Source organism: Allosphingosinicella sp. (genome assembly GCF_036403745.1).
GTDB lineage: Bacteria > Pseudomonadota > Alphaproteobacteria > Sphingomonadales > Sphingomonadaceae > Allosphingosinicella.
In genome coordinates this window covers 13,330-28,913 of sequence record NZ_DASWQI010000041.1, presented here as the reverse complement: position 1 = coordinate 28,913, position 15,584 = coordinate 13,330, and the positions used below count along the sequence as shown (strand labels likewise).

18 protein-coding genes are annotated in these 15,584 nt (G+C 68.7%); 13 read left to right on the top strand and 5 right to left on the bottom strand.

The window, feature by feature from the left end; all coding sequences use genetic code 11:
- The gene (locus VGC56_RS06365; protein ID WP_464124039.1) at positions 1-2,010 is read right to left on the bottom strand and encodes a peptide MFS transporter; all 2,010 of its coding nucleotides are present in this window, start codon (positions 2,008-2,010) and stop codon (positions 1-3) included.
- A 135-nt stretch (positions 2,011-2,145) separates the two neighbouring features.
- Here VGC56_RS06365 and VGC56_RS06360 point away from each other — a divergent pair, with 135 nt between their 5' ends.
- The 9 genes from VGC56_RS06360 to VGC56_RS06320 all read left to right on the top strand — a co-directional run bounded on the left by VGC56_RS06360 (position 2,146) and on the right by VGC56_RS06320 (position 9,340).
- Positions 2,146-2,730: a nitroreductase family protein gene (locus VGC56_RS06360; protein ID WP_464124038.1), complete on the top strand. Its 585-nt coding sequence runs from the start codon at positions 2,146-2,148 to the stop codon at positions 2,728-2,730.
- 220 nt (positions 2,731-2,950) lie between these two features.
- Positions 2,951-3,298: a GntR family transcriptional regulator gene (locus VGC56_RS06355; RefSeq protein ID WP_464124037.1), complete on the top strand. Its 348-nt coding sequence runs from the start codon at positions 2,951-2,953 to the stop codon at positions 3,296-3,298.
- Positions 3,299-3,363: 65 nt separating this feature from the next.
- A complete protein-coding gene (locus VGC56_RS06350) occupies positions 3,364-3,636 on the top strand; it encodes a hypothetical protein (protein ID WP_464124036.1) in 273 nt (90 codons plus the stop codon).
- A 255-nt stretch (positions 3,637-3,891) separates the two neighbouring features.
- The gene (locus VGC56_RS06345) at positions 3,892-4,851 is read left to right on the top strand and encodes a YsnF/AvaK domain-containing protein (protein WP_464124035.1); all 960 of its coding nucleotides are present in this window, start codon (positions 3,892-3,894) and stop codon (positions 4,849-4,851) included.
- Between the two features lie 203 nt (positions 4,852-5,054).
- A complete protein-coding gene (locus tag VGC56_RS06340; RefSeq protein WP_464124034.1) occupies positions 5,055-5,600 on the top strand; it encodes a fasciclin domain-containing protein in 546 nt (181 codons plus the stop codon).
- 127 nt (positions 5,601-5,727) lie between these two features.
- Positions 5,728-6,300, top strand: a complete 573-nt coding sequence (locus VGC56_RS06335) for a sigma-70 family RNA polymerase sigma factor (protein WP_464124033.1) — start codon at positions 5,728-5,730, stop codon at positions 6,298-6,300.
- Complete coding sequence (locus VGC56_RS06330; protein WP_464124032.1) at positions 6,297-7,043, top strand: anti-sigma factor; 747 nt, start codon at positions 6,297-6,299, stop codon at positions 7,041-7,043. The genes VGC56_RS06335 and VGC56_RS06330 overlap by 4 nt, the downstream gene beginning before the upstream one ends.
- 58 nt (positions 7,044-7,101) lie before the next feature.
- Complete coding sequence (gene msrB / locus VGC56_RS06325) at positions 7,102-7,593, top strand: peptide-methionine (R)-S-oxide reductase MsrB (protein ID WP_464124031.1); 492 nt, start codon at positions 7,102-7,104, stop codon at positions 7,591-7,593.
- A gap of 4 nt (positions 7,594-7,597) precedes the next feature.
- A complete protein-coding gene (locus VGC56_RS06320) occupies positions 7,598-9,340 on the top strand; it encodes a cytochrome c biogenesis protein DipZ (RefSeq protein ID WP_464124030.1) in 1,743 nt (580 codons plus the stop codon).
- 62 nt (positions 9,341-9,402) lie between these two features.
- Here the strand turns inward: VGC56_RS06320 and VGC56_RS06315 are convergent, their stop codons facing one another.
- Complete coding sequence (locus tag VGC56_RS06315; protein WP_464124029.1) at positions 9,403-10,020, bottom strand: murein L,D-transpeptidase catalytic domain family protein; 618 nt, start codon at positions 10,018-10,020, stop codon at positions 9,403-9,405.
- Positions 10,021-10,385: 365 nt separating this feature from the next.
- Positions 10,386-10,997, bottom strand: a complete 612-nt coding sequence (locus VGC56_RS06310) for a murein L,D-transpeptidase catalytic domain family protein (protein WP_464124028.1) — start codon at positions 10,995-10,997, stop codon at positions 10,386-10,388.
- A 158-nt stretch (positions 10,998-11,155) separates the two neighbouring features.
- On the opposite strand from VGC56_RS06310, the gene VGC56_RS06305 reads away from it, so the two are divergent.
- Both VGC56_RS06305 and ligD read left to right on the top strand, forming a co-directional pair.
- Positions 11,156-12,202, top strand: coding sequence for an ATP-dependent DNA ligase (locus VGC56_RS06305; protein WP_464124027.1), 1,047 nt, complete (start codon positions 11,156-11,158; stop codon positions 12,200-12,202).
- On the top strand, positions 12,199-13,089 hold the full coding sequence (gene ligD / locus VGC56_RS06300; RefSeq protein ID WP_464124026.1) for a non-homologous end-joining DNA ligase: 891 nt from the start codon (positions 12,199-12,201) through the stop codon (positions 13,087-13,089). Before VGC56_RS06305 ends, ligD begins: the two co-directional genes overlap by 4 nt.
- A 258-nt stretch (positions 13,090-13,347) precedes the next feature.
- On the opposite strand, the gene VGC56_RS06295 is transcribed toward ligD, so the two are convergent.
- A complete protein-coding gene (locus VGC56_RS06295) occupies positions 13,348-14,064 on the bottom strand; it encodes a Crp/Fnr family transcriptional regulator (RefSeq protein ID WP_464124025.1) in 717 nt (238 codons plus the stop codon).
- Positions 14,061-14,315 (bottom strand): DUF6894 family protein, encoded by a 255-nt coding sequence (locus VGC56_RS06290; protein WP_464124024.1) that lies wholly within the window; start codon positions 14,313-14,315, stop codon positions 14,061-14,063. Before VGC56_RS06290 ends, VGC56_RS06295 begins: the two co-directional genes overlap by 4 nt.
- Positions 14,316-14,425: 110 nt before the next feature.
- Here VGC56_RS06290 and msrA point away from each other — a divergent pair, with 110 nt between their 5' ends.
- Both msrA and VGC56_RS06280 read left to right on the top strand, forming a co-directional pair.
- On the top strand, positions 14,426-14,974 hold the full coding sequence (gene msrA, locus VGC56_RS06285) for a peptide-methionine (S)-S-oxide reductase MsrA (protein ID WP_464124022.1): 549 nt from the start codon (positions 14,426-14,428) through the stop codon (positions 14,972-14,974).
- A gap of 73 nt (positions 14,975-15,047) precedes the next feature.
- Positions 15,048-15,491, top strand: coding sequence for a hypothetical protein (locus VGC56_RS06280; protein ID WP_464124020.1), 444 nt, complete (start codon positions 15,048-15,050; stop codon positions 15,489-15,491).
- Positions 15,492-15,584: the final 93 nt, after the last annotated feature.

The following is a 15,584-nucleotide window of genomic DNA, read 5'->3' as shown; positions in this document are numbered from 1 at the left end:
CTATTTTACTCCGTGCATGAGATATTTGAGCGGGAACGCGATGACGAGAAGCACGACTCCGGCGATGATTGCGAACCAGCCGATCGAGGTGAACTGGCCGAGGTACGTGGCAAGACTGACCTTGAGGTTGGTGACCTGCCCCCCCACCGTTGCGACACTCGCCCCTTGAGCGACCACGCCCGCCACATATTGCGCGACGGAGATGGACAGGAACCAGACGCCCATCATCATGCCGACGATCCGCGCAATGGAAAGCTTGGTGATCATGCTGAGACCGACCGGCGAGATGCACAGCTCCGCGACCGAATGGATGAAATAGAGCCCGGCCAGCCACGCCAGCCCGACCTGGTAATCGGCACCCGCGAAGCTCGCGCCCCAGACCAGGAACAGGAAGCCTGCGCCGACGCCGATCAGCGCCAAACCGAACTTGACGGGAATGGGCGGCTCCAGGCCGCGCTTGGCGAGCATGTTCCAGATCAGGCTGAAGATCGGCGCGAGAATGACGATGAACAGCGCGTTGAAGATCTGCGTCTGCCCGGCGGGCATGACGTAGACTGGCTCGCTGCCGAAACCGCCGAGCCGCGCGAAATGCATCCCCACCATCGCCAGCACCGCGACCACGGCCGCCGCGATCGCCATGGTGCGGCGGGTCTTGGCTTCCTCACCCCAGGCGAAGAACCACCAAGCCAGCCAGGCCACCGCGCCGAACACCAATGCGAAGAAGATGTAATAGGTGGCGGGTGTCGAGCGGAAGAGCGCGAACAGAGGCGCCGTCCAGCCGATCTCGAGCACCGTGTTGCGCTCGGCGAACAGGGTCAGCGACGATCCCGCCTGCTCGAACAGGGTCCAGAAAACCACGTTGAAGACGATCAGAACCATTGCCGCCAGCATCATCTGGAATTCCTTGCGGCTGCCCTTCAGCCAGGACCAGATGAGGATGCCGGGGACGGCGATCAAAAACGTGCCGAACAGGAATTTGCCCATGATCGGCAGCGACATGATGTAGCCGAGCATGCCGGAACCCTTCGGCGGCGCGACATAGTTCATCAGGTTCCAGAACAGGAAGATGACGAGCGGCACTGCCAGGAGAGCGGCGCCGTAGAACATCCAGTCGCGATCCGACCGCGCATTCTGGGGCCGCTCGCCATAGCCGGCCAGTCGATTGCCGTCGAACTGGAACAGCAGCCATGAGCAGGCCATGCCGATCGCGGCGAGGCCGAAGCCTGCCCACCAGCCGACCCCCACCGCCAGCAGCGGACAGAAGAATTGCGAGATGAGGGAGCCGAGATTGATGCCCATGTAGAAGATGGTGAAACCGGCATCGCGCCGGCGGTCGCCCTCGGCGTAGAGCGAGCCGACGATCGTCGAGATGTTGGGCTTGAAGAACCCGTTGCCGATCGTCACCAGCGACAGGCCGAGGAGCAGGATCAGCACGAAGACCGGGGAGCGCTGGCCATCTGACTTGAACGCGTCCGGCGCCAGGTGCCGCGACTCCGTCCCGTTCGCGGCCATCAACGAGACCGACTTGTCCTCGTTGCCCTTGATCAGCAATCGGGCACCGTTCGAAACGATATAGCGGTGCTGGGCCGCACCCTTACCCTCGACGCTGACCTCGTAGCGCTGCCCGTCGATCGTGGCGAACGGCTTCGCCGCCTCGCCGCCGAAGCATAAGGTGAGATACCCCAGCGACATCATGATGGCGCCGAACTTCACCGATCGTTTCGAACCGAGATACTGATCGGCAATGAGGCCGCCGATCAACGGCGTGAGGTATACGAGCGCCGTGAATCCGCCATAGATCCCGGTGGATGTGGTGTCGCTGAACAGGAAGTGGTTGACGAGGTAGAGCGTCAGAATCGCCCGCATGCCGTAATAGCCGAACCGCTCCCACATCTCGGTCGTGAAGAGGCGCTTGAGCTGGCGGGGGTGCTCGAACCAGGTGTCGCCGTCGGAGCGGGAGACGTCCGGATGCTCGCCCTCGGTCGTGGTCTCGGGGCCGACGTTCACCATGGCTACTCTCCCTCGGGCGGGCCCGCATTTGCGACAGGCGGGTCTCCAAATCAGGCCGGCACCGTAGCGGCGAAATTCCGCCTGTGAAGCCGGATTGTTGCGCCCTCGCCAAAGCCTGCTAGCGCGAGCGGCGCCATGTTCAACGACCTCTCCTCGCCGCTCGCATTGCTGCGCACCCGCCGCTCCGGCCGCCCCCGCGACCTCGTCGAGCCCGGCCCCGACGCGGCGCAGCTGCGCGACATCCTGGCGATCGCCGCCCGCACCCCCGACCACGGCAAGCTCCACCCCTGGCGCTTCGTCCACATCCCCCGATCGACCCGCGCCGCTTTCGGCGAGATGCTCGAGCGCGCCTACCGCGCCGGCCGTGCGGGCGAGCCCGGCCGCCTCGAAATCGAAGCCGCGCACCGCTTCGCCCATCAGGCGCCGGAGCTGGTCGTCCTCCTCTCCTCGCCCAAGGAAAGCGCCAAGATCCCGCTCTGGGAGCAGGAGCTCTCGGCCGGCGCCGCGGCGATGAACCTTCTCCTCGCCGCCCATGCCATGGGCTTCGCCGGCGGCTGGGTAACCGGCTGGGCCGCTTACTCCCCGCAGGTGCTCGAAGCGCTCGGCGGCCGCGAAGGCGAGCGCGTCGCCGGCTTCCTCTTCCTCGGCACGCCTGGCATGGCGCTGGAAGAGCGGGCCCGCCCCGACCTGGACGAACTCCTCACGGAGTGGCGAGGCTGACCCCTGCCTCCCCATTCGGGACGATGGGGAGGGGGACCACCGGAGGTGGTGGAGGGGTGACCTGCTCAGGGTTCAGAGGATCTGAAGGGCAATGGCGGAAGCTTGCGTCAGCTACCCCTCCACCACCCTCCGGGTGGTCCCCCTCCCCGTCGCCTCCGGCGCCAGGGAGGCACTTACCACCCTTGACTGCCACACCGTATTAGTACACTGAAGCTGTCATATGGCTGCCGAAGAACGCCCCGTCTACCTCCGCCTCCGCGACACGATCGCGGCGATGATCCTCGAGGGTCGCGTCGGCGACGGCGATCCGCTGCCGTCGGTCCGCAGCCTCGCCGCCGAGCATGGCGCCAACCCGCTCACCGTCGCCAAGGCCTATCAGACCTTTCAGGACGAGGGTCTCGTCGTGGTCCGCCGCGGCGTCGGCATGTTCGTCGCCGGCGGCGCCGCCCAGCGCCTGCTCAGCGCCGAGCGCGAGCAGTTCCTCAACGAGCGCTGGCCCGCCACCGTCGCCCAGATCCGCCGCCTCGGCCTCGGTTTGGAAGAGCTGCTCGACCGCGCCCTGGCCTGAACTTGGCGCCTGACCCCGCGCCTCAGCCGGCCGCACCAAAGCCCGCCGCGCCGCATTGAGCCGGCATGGCCGCCGACGCCGATCTCCCGACCCTCCACGCCGAGCTCCTCGCCGTCCAGGCCGTCGTCATCGCCTTCGCCCGCCGCCTCGCCCGCCAAGACGCCGCGCTTGGCCGCGCCGTCTGCGCCGCCTTCGAGGATGCCGAGAGCCTGATGACCGGAGTCGCCGTCCGCCTCGGCGCCGACGCCCCGCCCGCCTCCACCCTCGGCGCGCTTCGCGTCATCGCCGAGATGCGCGACGCCGCCATCCGCGACGAGAGCGTCTGCGCCCCGGGCTGAACCGGAGACTCGCTTCGGCGCGTGAAAAACTCGCTTCGTTCGAACGGCTTCGGTCGTTCCGGCGCCGCCCGGAACGGTTCGCCATGATCGAGGTTAAGCAGCCCGGCCGTCCAGAGCGGCCGCATAGCCGAATGTGAAAGGACCAGCGCCGGCCTCGGCCGACGAACGGGAGAGCTTTGCCTTCCCGGCGGCGGAACTGCGCCTGCGTCCGCGTGCGGCGGTCCCGTAGCCTTGTAAGAGTGAAGGAGTGAGTCAATGTCGCGTACGATTACAGCCATGTTCGACAGCCGCAGCGAGGCCGAGGCAGCCCGCGACCGGCTCTCCGCCACCGGTGCGAGCAACGTCCGGATCGTCGACCAGCAAAGCGCCGGCACCGGCAGTTCGGACCGCTCCGGCACCGGCGACAGCCATGGCGGCGGCTTTTGGGAATCGGTGAAGGAGGCCTTCATGCCGCATGAGGACCGCCACGCGTACGAGGAAGGCGTCCGCCGCGGCGGCTATCTCGTCTGCGCCACCGTCGAGGAATCGCAGGCCGCCCAGGCCTGCTCGATCCTGGAAGAGGGCTCGGTCGATTTCGACCGCCGCCAGGACAGCTGGCGCAGCGACGGCTGGCGCGGCTACGAGCCGGGCAGCGACGAGCTTGACGACGGCCGCGACACGCAGCGCTCCCAGCAGCAAAGCTTCGCCGGCACCTCCACGGCCACAACCGCCACCTCCGGCAACGCGGTCGCCGAGGAGCGCATCCCGCTCGTCGAGGAGCAGCTCAAGGTCGGCAAGCGCGAAGTCGAGCGCGGCGGCGCCCGCGTCCGCTCCTATGTCGAGGAGCGCCCGGTCCAGGAGCAGGTCTCGCTCCGCGAAGAGCATGTCAGTGTCGAGCGCCGCCCGGTCGACCGCCCCGTCTCGGCCGCCGACCTCTCCGGCAGCGACCTCCTCCAGGAGCGCGAGATCGAGATGACCGAGACGGCCGAGGAAGCCGTCGTCGCCAAGGAAGCCCGCGTCCGCGAGGAGGTGGTCCTCAAGAAGACCGCCGAGGAGCGGACCGAAACCGTCTCGGACACCGTCCGCCGCACCGACGTCGAGATCGAAGACGGCAGCCGCGGCAGCGGCGAGAGCGGCGACCGCGCCGCCTTCTTCGACGGCGGCGACACCTCCGCTCAGCGCGAGGAGAGCGGCCAGAGCGCCGAGTTCGAACGCGACGACCTCAGCCGACGCTGACCCCGTCGGGCGGCGCCGCGGCCCACGCGGTGCCGCCCCACCTCGAGGGCGCGAGGCTCTCCAGTCGTGCGTAAACAGCGCCCTGGCCTCCCCGCGAGACCGGGGCGTCCGTCTATTTCACGCGGCCCTGCATCCGCGCGGCATCCGCCCCCGTACCTCCTCGTGCAGCCTTTCGAAGAGCTGACACAACGGAGGAAGAATTCATGACCAAGACCCGCATCCTCGCCGCCGCCGCAGCGTTCGCCCTCGCCGGCACCGGCATCGCCCTTGCCAATCCGATGGTCGGCGGCGCGGCGATGTATCCCACCAAGACGATCGTCCAGAACGCCGTCAATTCGAAGGACCACACGACGCTCGTCGCCGCCGTCAAGGCCGCCGGCCTCGTCGATACCCTCTCCGGCGCCGGGCCTTTCACGGTCTTCGCGCCGACCAACGCCGCCTTCGGCAAGCTCCCCGCCGGCACCGTCGACACGCTCGTCATGCCCGAGAACAAGGGCACGCTGACGCAGGTGCTGACCTATCACGTGGTCCCCGGCCGCCTCACCTCGGCCGCCATCGCCGCGAAGATCCGCGCCGGCCACGGTTCCGCCACCCTCACCACCGTCCAGGGCGAGCCGCTGACCGCCCGCATGTCCGGCAAGTGGCTGGTCCTGACCGACGCCAAGGGCGGCACCTCGCGCGTCACCACCGCCAACGTCCTCCAGTCGAACGGCGTCATCCACGTCGTCGACACGGTGCTGATGCCCTGATCCGATGCCGCGGTCGGTCCTCTCCCTGGACCGGCCTCGGCACGGTGGGAGCGGAACGATGCCGATCCTCGCGCCCCGGCCCGTTCCGCTCCCTAAGCCGGTATTCCTTTGCCGCGCCCCGAGGTGCATGGTCGTTGTGATGGATGTGGTGCGGGGATCGGAGGAAGGGCGGCAGCTGGCCGGCACGCTGGGCGCAATCGCGGCCGGCGATCGCGCGTCGATGGCGCTCCTCTACAAGCGCACTTCGGCCAAGCTTTACGGCATTTGCCTGCGCGTCCTCGGCAACGAGGCCGAGGCGGAGGAGGTGCTCCAGGAAACCTACGTTACAATCTGGCGCAAAGCCGCCGCATACGATGCCGGCCGCGCCAGCCCCGTCACCTGGCTTGCCGTGATGGCCCGCAACAAGGCCATCGACCGCCTCCGCGGCCGCCGCGCGCCGACCGAGGACATCGACGCCGCGCTCGACATTGCCGACGACGCGCCGCTCGCCCCGGAATTGATCGACCGCGCCCGCGACGGTCACCGCCTCGCCGATTGCCTCGCCGAGCTCGAGGAGAAATCCGCCGCCGCCATCCGCGCCGCCTTTCTCGACGGCCTCTCCTACCCCGATCTCGCCGCACGCGAGGACGTGCCGCTGCCGACGATGAAGAGCTGGATCCGCCGGGGCCTTCTTCGGCTAAGAGGGTGCCTCGAGCGATGAGCACCCGCCCGCCCTTGACCGCCGAAGAGCGCGACCTGCTCGCCGCCGAGCTCGCCATGGGCCTGCTCGACGGCGACGAACGCGCAGAGGCCGAGAGGCTCGCCGGGCGCGACCACGATTTCCGCGCCGACGTCGCCCGCTGGACCGCCCATCTCGCGCCGATGCTCGACGAGGTCGATGCGGTCGACCCGCCGGCCTCCGCCTGGCCGGCCATCGAAAGCCGTATCGCGCCCACCGCATCGAACGACGCGCAGTCGAACCCGGCGCCGTCCAACATCGTCCAACTCCGCCGGAAGATGAACCTCTGGCGCGGCTACTCCGTCGCCGCCACCGCCATCGCCGCCAGTCTCGCGCTGGTCCTCGTCGCCCGCCCGGGCCCGCCGGCTGCCACCACTGTCACCCCGACCCTCGTCGCGATGATGCAGTCGGACGCCGGCCCCGCCCGCCTCGTCGCCACCTACGATCCCGCCAGCCGCCGCCTGATCGTCGCCGCCGCCGCCGGCATGGCGCCCGCCGCGGGCCACGCCCACGAGCTCTGGCTGATCCCCGCCGCGGGCGGCAGGCCGCACCCGATGGGCATCGTCTCGGCGGTCGCGCCCAACAAGATGGACGTACCGATGCCGATGGCCGGCGACGTCCGCGAAGGCGCCGTCTTCGCCATCTCGGTCGAGCCGCCCTCCGGCTCCCCCACCGGCGCCCCGACCGGCCCCGTCATCGCATCCGGCAAGCTCACCCGCGCCTGATTGCATCCGTCGCCGCCGACCCCACGTAACTAAGGCGGTACGAACAAGGAGCCTTCCCGTGACCGATCTTTCCCGCCGCGCCCTCCTCGGCACCGGCCTCGCCGCCGGCATCGGCGCCATCGTCTTCGCCCGCGCCAGCGGCCCCGCTCAGGCGGCCATGACCTTCCAGGTCACCCACAGCGCCCAGGATTGGCGCCGCATGCTCGGTGCCGAACGCTACGCCGTGCTCCGCGAGGCCCACACCGAACGTCCCGGCTCCTCGCCCTTGCTCAAGGAGCACCGCCGCGGAATCTTCGCCTGCGCCGGCTGCGCCCTCCCACTCTTCGCCGCCTCGACCAAATTCGAGAGCGGCACCGGCTGGCCGAGCTTCTGGCAGGCCCTCCCGCATGCCGTCGCGAAGCGCACAGACAGCGCCTTCGGAATGGAGCGCACCGAGATCCTCTGCCGCCGCTGCGGCGGGCACCTCGGCCACCTGTTCGACGACGGGCCGAAGCCGACGGGCCTGCGCTATTGCATGAACGGCCTCGCCCTCACCTTCCGTCCGGCCTGAGCCAATGCTCCTCATCCTCCTCGCCTACGTCGGCGGCGCGCTGACGATCCTCAGCCCGTGCATCCTGCCGGTGCTGCCGTTCGTCTTCGCCCGCGCCGACCGGCCGTTCCTGCGCAACGGCCTCCCGCTCCTGGCGGGCATGGCGCTGACCTTCGCCGCCGTCGCCAGCATCGCCGCGATCGGCGGCGGCTGGGTCGTCGCCGCCAACCAGGCCGGGCGCTGGATCGCCCTCACCCTCCTCGCCCTCTTCGCCGTGACCTTGATCTTCCCGGCCCTCGCCGAGCGCGCGATGCGGCCGCTGGTCGGCTGGGGCTCGCGTCTTTCCGAAGCGGCCGAAGCCGGCACAGCGCCGGGCAAGGAGAAGATCGGCCCGTCCCTCCTCCTCGGCGTCGCCACCGGCCTCTTATGGGCGCCGTGCGCCGGCCCGATCCTCGGCATCATCCTGACGGGCGCAGCGCTCTCGGGCGCCACCCTCGGCACCAGCTTCCTCCTCCTCGCCTACGCCCTCGGCGCCGCCACCTCGCTTGCCCTAGCGCTGGTCGTCGGCGGCCGCGTGTTCAAGGCGATGAAACGCTCGATCGGCGCCGGCGAATGGGTGCGCCGCGCGCTCGGCGTGCTGGTCCTCGCCGGCGTCGCCGCCGTCGCGCTCGGCCTCGACACCGGCTATCTCGCCCGCCTCTCCACCGTCCAGACCTTCAGCCTCGAGGACAAGGTCGCCCGCAGCCTCGGCGCCGCCAAGGGCAGCCGCTCGACCGCCGTCATGGGCGGCCCCAACGGCGCCCTGAAGCTCCCCGACGAAGGCGCCATGCCCGCTTTCCCCACCGGCATAGAATGGCTGAACTCCCCGCCGCTCACCGCCGGGCAGCTCAAGGGCAAGGTCGTCCTCGTCGATTTCTGGACCTATTCCTGCATCAACTGCCTGCGCGCCATCCCCTATGTCCGCGCCTGGGACGAACGCTACCGCAAGGACGGCCTCGTGGTGATCGGCGTCCACACTCCCGAATTCGCCTTCGAGCGCGATCCCGCCAACGTCCGCAAGGCGATCGCCGATCTCGGCATCCATTACGCCGTTCCGCTCGACAGCCAGTCCGCCATCTGGAACGCCTTCCACAACAATTACTGGCCGGCGAGCTACCTCATCGATGCGACCGGCCGCATCCGCTACCACCATTTCGGCGAGGGCAATTACGACGTCACGGAAAGCGCGATCCGCCAGCTCCTCAAGGATGCCGGCCATTCCGATCTCGGCGGCGCGGCGGCGGTGCAGGCGCAGGGCGTCGGCGCGCAGGCGGCGATGAACAGCCTCGCCAGCCACGAAACCTATGTCGGCTACGGCCGCGCCAAGGGCTTCTCCTCACCCGGCGGCTTCGTCCGCGACAAGGCGAACGACTATGCGCTGCCCACCCTCGCGCTCAACCAATGGGCCCTCGCCGGCGCCTGGACCGTCCACCCGCAACAGGCGCATCTCGAAAAGGCCGGCGGCCGCATCGCCTACCGCTTCCACGGCCGCGACCTCCACCTCGTCCTCGGCGCGCCCGGCGGAAAGCCGGTCCGCTTCCGCATCACACTCGACGGCGCCGCCCCCGGACCCGATCACGGCCTCGACGTGGACGCGAACGGCAACGGCGTCGTGACGGAGCAGCGCCTGTACCAGCTCGTCCGGCAGCAGGGGCCCGTGCGCGACCGGACCTTCACGATCGAGTTTCTCGATCCCGGCGCCGAAGCCTTCGCCTTCACCTTCGGCTGACGCAAAAAGGGGCGGCGCCGGCTCCAGCCCGCGCCGCCCCATTTTCCTGCCGATCGTAAAACTTAAGCGAGCTTGTCCGCATACAAAAACCGCCCGGGCCCGGTGCGCTGCAGCACTTCCTGCAGGCTATCGTACGGCAGCGCGAAGCAGCCTTCCGAGCGCCCGAGCTTGCCATGCTCGGCGATGACGCCGGGCTCGGCATACCAGGCGCTGTGCACGACGATGGCACGCGCATAGGCGTTGCTGTTGGACGGATCGAGGCCCGAGACGCGCAGCGAGCGGCCATATTTGCCCGGATAATAATCGCCAGTCACGTAAGCGCCGTTGGAGCTCGCCTCGGACCCAACCGCGTTCGAGAAGCGCTCGACGAAGCCGCTATGGTCGGGATCCGAGCCGCGGCCGTGGGCGACGAGATGCTTGCTGACCCGGCCGCTGTTGGTGTCGAGGATGAAGAAGCGCTGCTCGCGCGATGCCTTGCTGAAATCGGCGATGACGACCGTGTCGGTATGGGTGAGGACGCGCCGGTGCCGGTCGAACGACGCCCGCGCCCGCGCCAGCAGGTTGGGGTCGATCGCCTGGTCCACGATCACCCGCGGCCGCGCCGCAACGGCGCCCGCCTGCGCCGGCGCATTGCGCACGAGCTCCGAGAGCGTCGACGAACGCGCCGTGGTGGCGATCATTCCGGCCGCAAAGCCGGTGCCAAGCAATTGCCTGCGAGACAGTTCCACTGGTGTAAACCCCTCCGCTGTGGCTTCATCATATAGGGAGAAAAGGCTTACTTTTGAATGAATTGGCCCCGCCGAATCGGCCCGCCCCACTCGGTTCGCCGCGAGTCCGGCACGACTCGCTTGGTTAACGCCCGATAAGGGGGAACCAAGCTCCTGCGGCTGCTGCATCTCGTCCTCCCCGTGCGCGTAGCGGATGGGGAGGGGGACCATGCGGAGCTTGGTGGAGGGGCATTACTGAACCGGAGACGGCCCCTCCACCGCGTTTCACGCGGTCCCCCTCCCCAGCGGCTTCGCCGACGGGGAGGACTGGGGCGGAGCTAAACCTTCTCGGCGTAAAGCAGCCGGCCCGAGCCGAGGCGCACCATCGCCTCGGCATGGCTCACGCCCGGCAGCGCGAAGCAGCCTTCGGACCGCCCGAGCTTGCCGAAATTCTCGACCATCTTCGCCTCGGCATACCAGGCGCTGTGCACCACGATCTGCCGCGGCAGCGCGTTGCTGTTCGACGGATCGAGCCCCGACAGCCGCAGCGAATAGCCGTACTTGCCCTGATAGGCATCGCCCGTCAGGTAGGCGCCCTGCGAGGTCGCTTCGCTGCCCATCTCGTTCGAGAAATATTGCAGGAAGCCGTAATTGGCCGGGTCGGAGCCCTTGCCGTGGGCGACGTGATGCTCGGTGACGAAGCCGGTGCGCAGGTCGACGATGTAGAAACGCGGGTCGCGCGACATCCGGCTGAAGTCGGCGATGCCGATCACGTCGGTCTTGGCGATGACGCTGCGGTTGGCTTCGAGCGCGGCGAGCGCCCGCGCCTTCAATCGCGGATTGATGACAGGCCCCGCAGGCGCAACCTGGGCAAAGGCCCGCGCCGGCAAGGCGAGACTCGCCCCCGCCGCGGCCGCCGCTCCCAGAAAATGCCTGCGCGAAAAGCTCACATCGTCTCCATCGAAAATGCCAAGCGGCTCTTGTCGCTTAATCGGACCGCATTCTCAACGATTTGAGCCCCCTCTCGGGTTCCATCCGTCCCGCGTTCGAATCCGCTCGCCGCAAACGCGTCCGGAACCGGGACGGCAAATCGAGCGTCTCTTTCGTTATGGATGCGTTTCAGCGCCTCGCCGTGAAGCCCGGCTTGCCGCCGATGGAGGCGAAGCTGGTCGACGACCTGCCGCCGGGAGACGGCTGGCAGTTCGAGCCCAAATGGGACGGCTTCCGCTGTCTCGCCTGGCGCGACGGCGGCGAGGTCTTCCTCCAGTCCAAGTCGGGCAAGCCGCTCGGCCGCTACTTCCCCGAGATCGTCGACTCGATCCTCGCCATGCGCGCCGACCGCTTCGTGCTCGACGGCGAGCTCATCATCCCGGTCGGCGACCACCTCTCCTTCGACGCCCTCCAGCTGCGCCTCCACCCCGCCGCCAGCCGCGTCAAGAAGCTTGCCGCCGAGACGCCCGCCCAATTCATGCTGTTCGACCTCCTCTTCCACAAGGAGACCAGCTACCTCGCCGCCCCCCTCTCCATCCGCCGCCAGGCGCTCGAGACCGTCTACGGCGCCGAGCATGCCGACGACCTCCTCCTCTCCCCCGCCACCGCCGACCGCGCAATCGCCCAGGGCTGGCTCGATCATGCCGGGGGCGCCTTGGACGGGGTCGTCGCCAAGCGCCGCGACCGCCTCTACGAGCCCGGCGAGCGCGCCATGCTCAAGGTCAAGCAGTTGAAGACGGCGGACTGCGTCGTCGGCGGTTTCCGCTACGGCACCAACAGCCGCGAAGTCGCCTCTTTGCTCCTCGGCCTCTACAACGAGGCGGGCAAATTGGATCATGTCGGCTTCACCTCCTCGATCCCCGCAGAGGACCGCCCCGCCCTCACCAGGCGCCTCGAGGCCCTGATCGCCAAGCCCGGCTTCACCGGCGATGCTCCGGGCGGGCCGTCGCGCTGGTCGACCGAGCGCACCGGCGAATGGCAGCCGCTCCGCCCCGAATTGGTCGCCGAAGTGCGCTACGACCATGTCACCGGCGGCCGCTTCCGCCACGGCACCAAATTCCTGCGCTGGCATCCGGACAAGGCGCCGGAGCAATGCCGCAAGGACCAGCTCCAGCCCGAGGCCCGTCCCGCCGAGCTCGCCAACACGCTGGAGCCCGCCCGGTGAGCGCCAAGCCCGAAGAGCGCATCGTCGAAGGCGTCCGCCTCTCCAACCCCGACAAGATCCTCTACCCCGAGCAGGGCGTCACCAAGGGCATCCTCGCCGATTATTACGTCGCAATCGCGCCGCTCATGCTCCCCCACGTCGCCCGCCGCCCGGTGACGATGGTCCGCTGTCCGACCGGCCGCGGCAGCAAATGCTTCTACCAGCGCCACGCCGGCTCCGGCGTCCCGCCGCAACTGGGCGAGATCGTCATCCCGGGATTCGACGAGCCCTATCTCTACATCAGCGACGTCGCGGGCCTCGTCGCCATGGTTCAGATGGGCGTCCTCGAAATTCACCCCTGGGGCGTCACAATCGACCATCCCGACAAGGCCGACCGCATCGTCTTCGATCTCGACCCCGACGAAGGCCTCTCCTTCGAAGACGTGATCGCCGCCGCCCACGAAGTGCGCGATCGCCTTGCCGCCCTCGGGCTCCTGAGCTTCGTCAAGACCACCGGCGGCAAGGGCCTCCACGTCGTCGTCCCCGTCGAGCCCACCGCCGCCTGGAAGGAGGTGAAGAGCTTTGCCAAGGGCGTCTCGGCGCAAATGGCCGCCGACAGCCCCGAACGTTACCTCACCAAAATCTCCATTGCCGAGCGCGCCGGCCGCATCTTCATCGACTATCTGCGCAACGATCCCACCTCGACCGCCGTTGCCCCCTATTCCACCCGCTCCCGCCCCGGCGCCCCCGTCGCCATGCCGCTCCCCTGGGACTCGGTAAAACCCGGCCTCGACCCCTGCGATTACCTCGTCACCACCGCCCCGGCCCTGCTCGCGAAGCGGAAGGCGGACCCGTGGGCCGAGATGCTGACGGTAAAGCAGACCCTCCCCGACCACCCCCGCGGCTAGAGGACATTACTTCACAGTCCCCGAGGTCGACTCGCCGCACCACCCTTCAGCGGTCAAGGCAGAAGCTACGCCGCGCCGGGCGACGAATCAGCAGCAGACGCTGCCGCTTTGGTCATTGCAAACGCACGAGGTGCCGACGTGGCATCCGACCCCCGTCAAGCTCAACAGCGCGATGAACACCAAACGGACTGCGCGATTTACCATGCCTCCTTGATAGGCGGGCGCAGCGCCAATGGGCAAGGTGGACGAGCCCCGCCCTCAATCCAGCCGCTCCAGATACAAATAAGCCGGATCGAACTCCGCCGCCCGCTCCAGCCCCGCCAGATCCATGATCGTCACCCGCCCGCCGCGAAACTCGACCAAGCCCCCCTCGCGCAATTCCTTGAGCACCCGGTTGACGTGCACCGAGGTCAGCCCGAGGCACTCCGCCAAGTCCGTCTGGGTCAGCGCCAGATCATACCCGCTCTCGTCCGCCCGCCCGATGATCGCCAGCCGCACCCGCAATTCGCAGAACAAATTCGCCGTCCGCGACCTCGCATCGCGCCGCCCCAGCGACAGCGCCCATTCGCGGTGGATCGCCGCGTCGAGATTGGTGCCGAACCAATAGACGTCGTGCAGCCGCGGATGGTCGAGGAACAGCTGCCGGGCATCGTCATGCTGCAGGATCGCGACCCGGCACGGCGACAGGGTCATCAGATTATGGTCGAGCTTTTTCAGCGTGTAGCTGTGCATGTCGGCGAAATCGCCGGCGACGTTGAGTTCGGTGATCTGCCGCTCGCCGTTGCGCAGATCCTTGTAGCGGCACATCAGCCCTTCCAGCAGCAGCGTCGAGAAGTTGAGCACGTCGCCGGCGCGGATGAAGGTGCGGTCGCTCGGGATCTCCCGTGTCTCGCGGATCACGCCCCGGATCGCCGCCTCCTCCTCCGCGCTGATCGAGTGCCGGACGCGCAGCTTCTTGAGGTGCGCCTCGATCATTCGTCCTTCCTCTCCGGCCGCAGGTCGACGGCGTCGGCATAGCTGACGGTGGCGAGGACGGCGCCGGCCTCGTCCTCGATCTCGACCCGGCCTTCGAAGTCGATCATCCCGTGGCCCACCTCGTCCTGGAGGATCGACCGGATCCCCTCGACCGCCGCGACACGCGCCGCCGCGAGGTCGGGGAGGTCCTGCCCTTCCTCGTCCCGGCTGCACCCGGTGCGGTTGAACACGTGGAGGAAATAAAGCGGCATGGCACCCGAACGCCGCGCCTCCCCATGAAGTTGCGCCCAACGTAACGAACGGCGCCGCTTGCCCCGCCGCCCGCACCTCCTATCTCAGCGGCTGAACGAAGGAGACTATGATGGCCGAACAGCAAGCGATCCTCGCCGGCGGGTGCTTCTGGTGCACCGAGGCGGTGTTCAACGACGTGATCGGCGTCACCCGTGTCGAGAGCGGCTATATCGGCGGCCACGTCCCCCATCCGACCTACAAGCAGGTGTGCGGCGGCGACACCGGCCATGCCGAGGCGATCCGCCTCACCTTCGATCCCGATCAGGTCGGCTATGGCGACATCCTCGACATGTTCTTCGCCACCCACGACCCGACCCAGCTCAATCGCCAGGGCAACGACGTCGGCACCCAATACCGCTCCGCCATCTTCCCGCTCTCGCCCGAGCAGGAAGCCGAAGCCCGCGCCGCCATCGAGCGCGCCCGCGACGGCTGGCCCGCGCCGATCGTCACCACCATCGAACCGGCCTCGGACTGGTGGCCCGCCGAGGATTACCACCAGGGCTATTGGGACGGCGAAGGTCAGGGCAATCCCTATTGCATCGCAATCATCCCCCCCAAGCTCAAGAAACTCCGCAAGAGTTTCGCCGCCAGGACGAAGAGCGAGACGGCGGCGGCCTGACGGGCGCCTCGCTCCACCGCCCGACTTCCCTCCTGCGCGCCTGCGGCGTAACAACGCCGCAGGAGGTCCAGACATGCGAAACGCCGTCCTGTTCCTCGCCCTCGCCGCCGCGACGCCCGCGCCGATCGCCGCAGCCCCGCCCCGTCCCGCGCCATCTCCCACCTCCGGCTGCACGCTCGCCGTAGCCGTGAGTCCCAACCGCGACGGTCTCCACGTGTCGCCGCAGCAAGCCGCCCGCCTCGTCGCCGATACGCGCGCCCATTTTATCGCCGCCGCCCGCGCCGCCTGCACCGCCGGCATCGTCACGCCGCGCGACCTCCTCCACTTCCGCCGCCTCGTCCTGCGCGACGCGGACGGCACGACCGAGCCGATGCTCTTCACCCGCGAAGCCGGGCCCGGCGCCGCCATCCTCGATTTCGCCTACCAGTCCGGCCCCGCGCCCACCGTGGCGGCCCTGCGCGACGCCCTCCGCTGCTGGAAACGCCCTTCCGCCCGCGGCTGCGACATCGGCGACTGACGCGCGGACCTCAAAGCGAAATCAGGATCCCCATCAGCCCGACGACCAGGACCGCGGCGAGCACGTACAGCGCCGTCGCCAGGCCGGAGAATC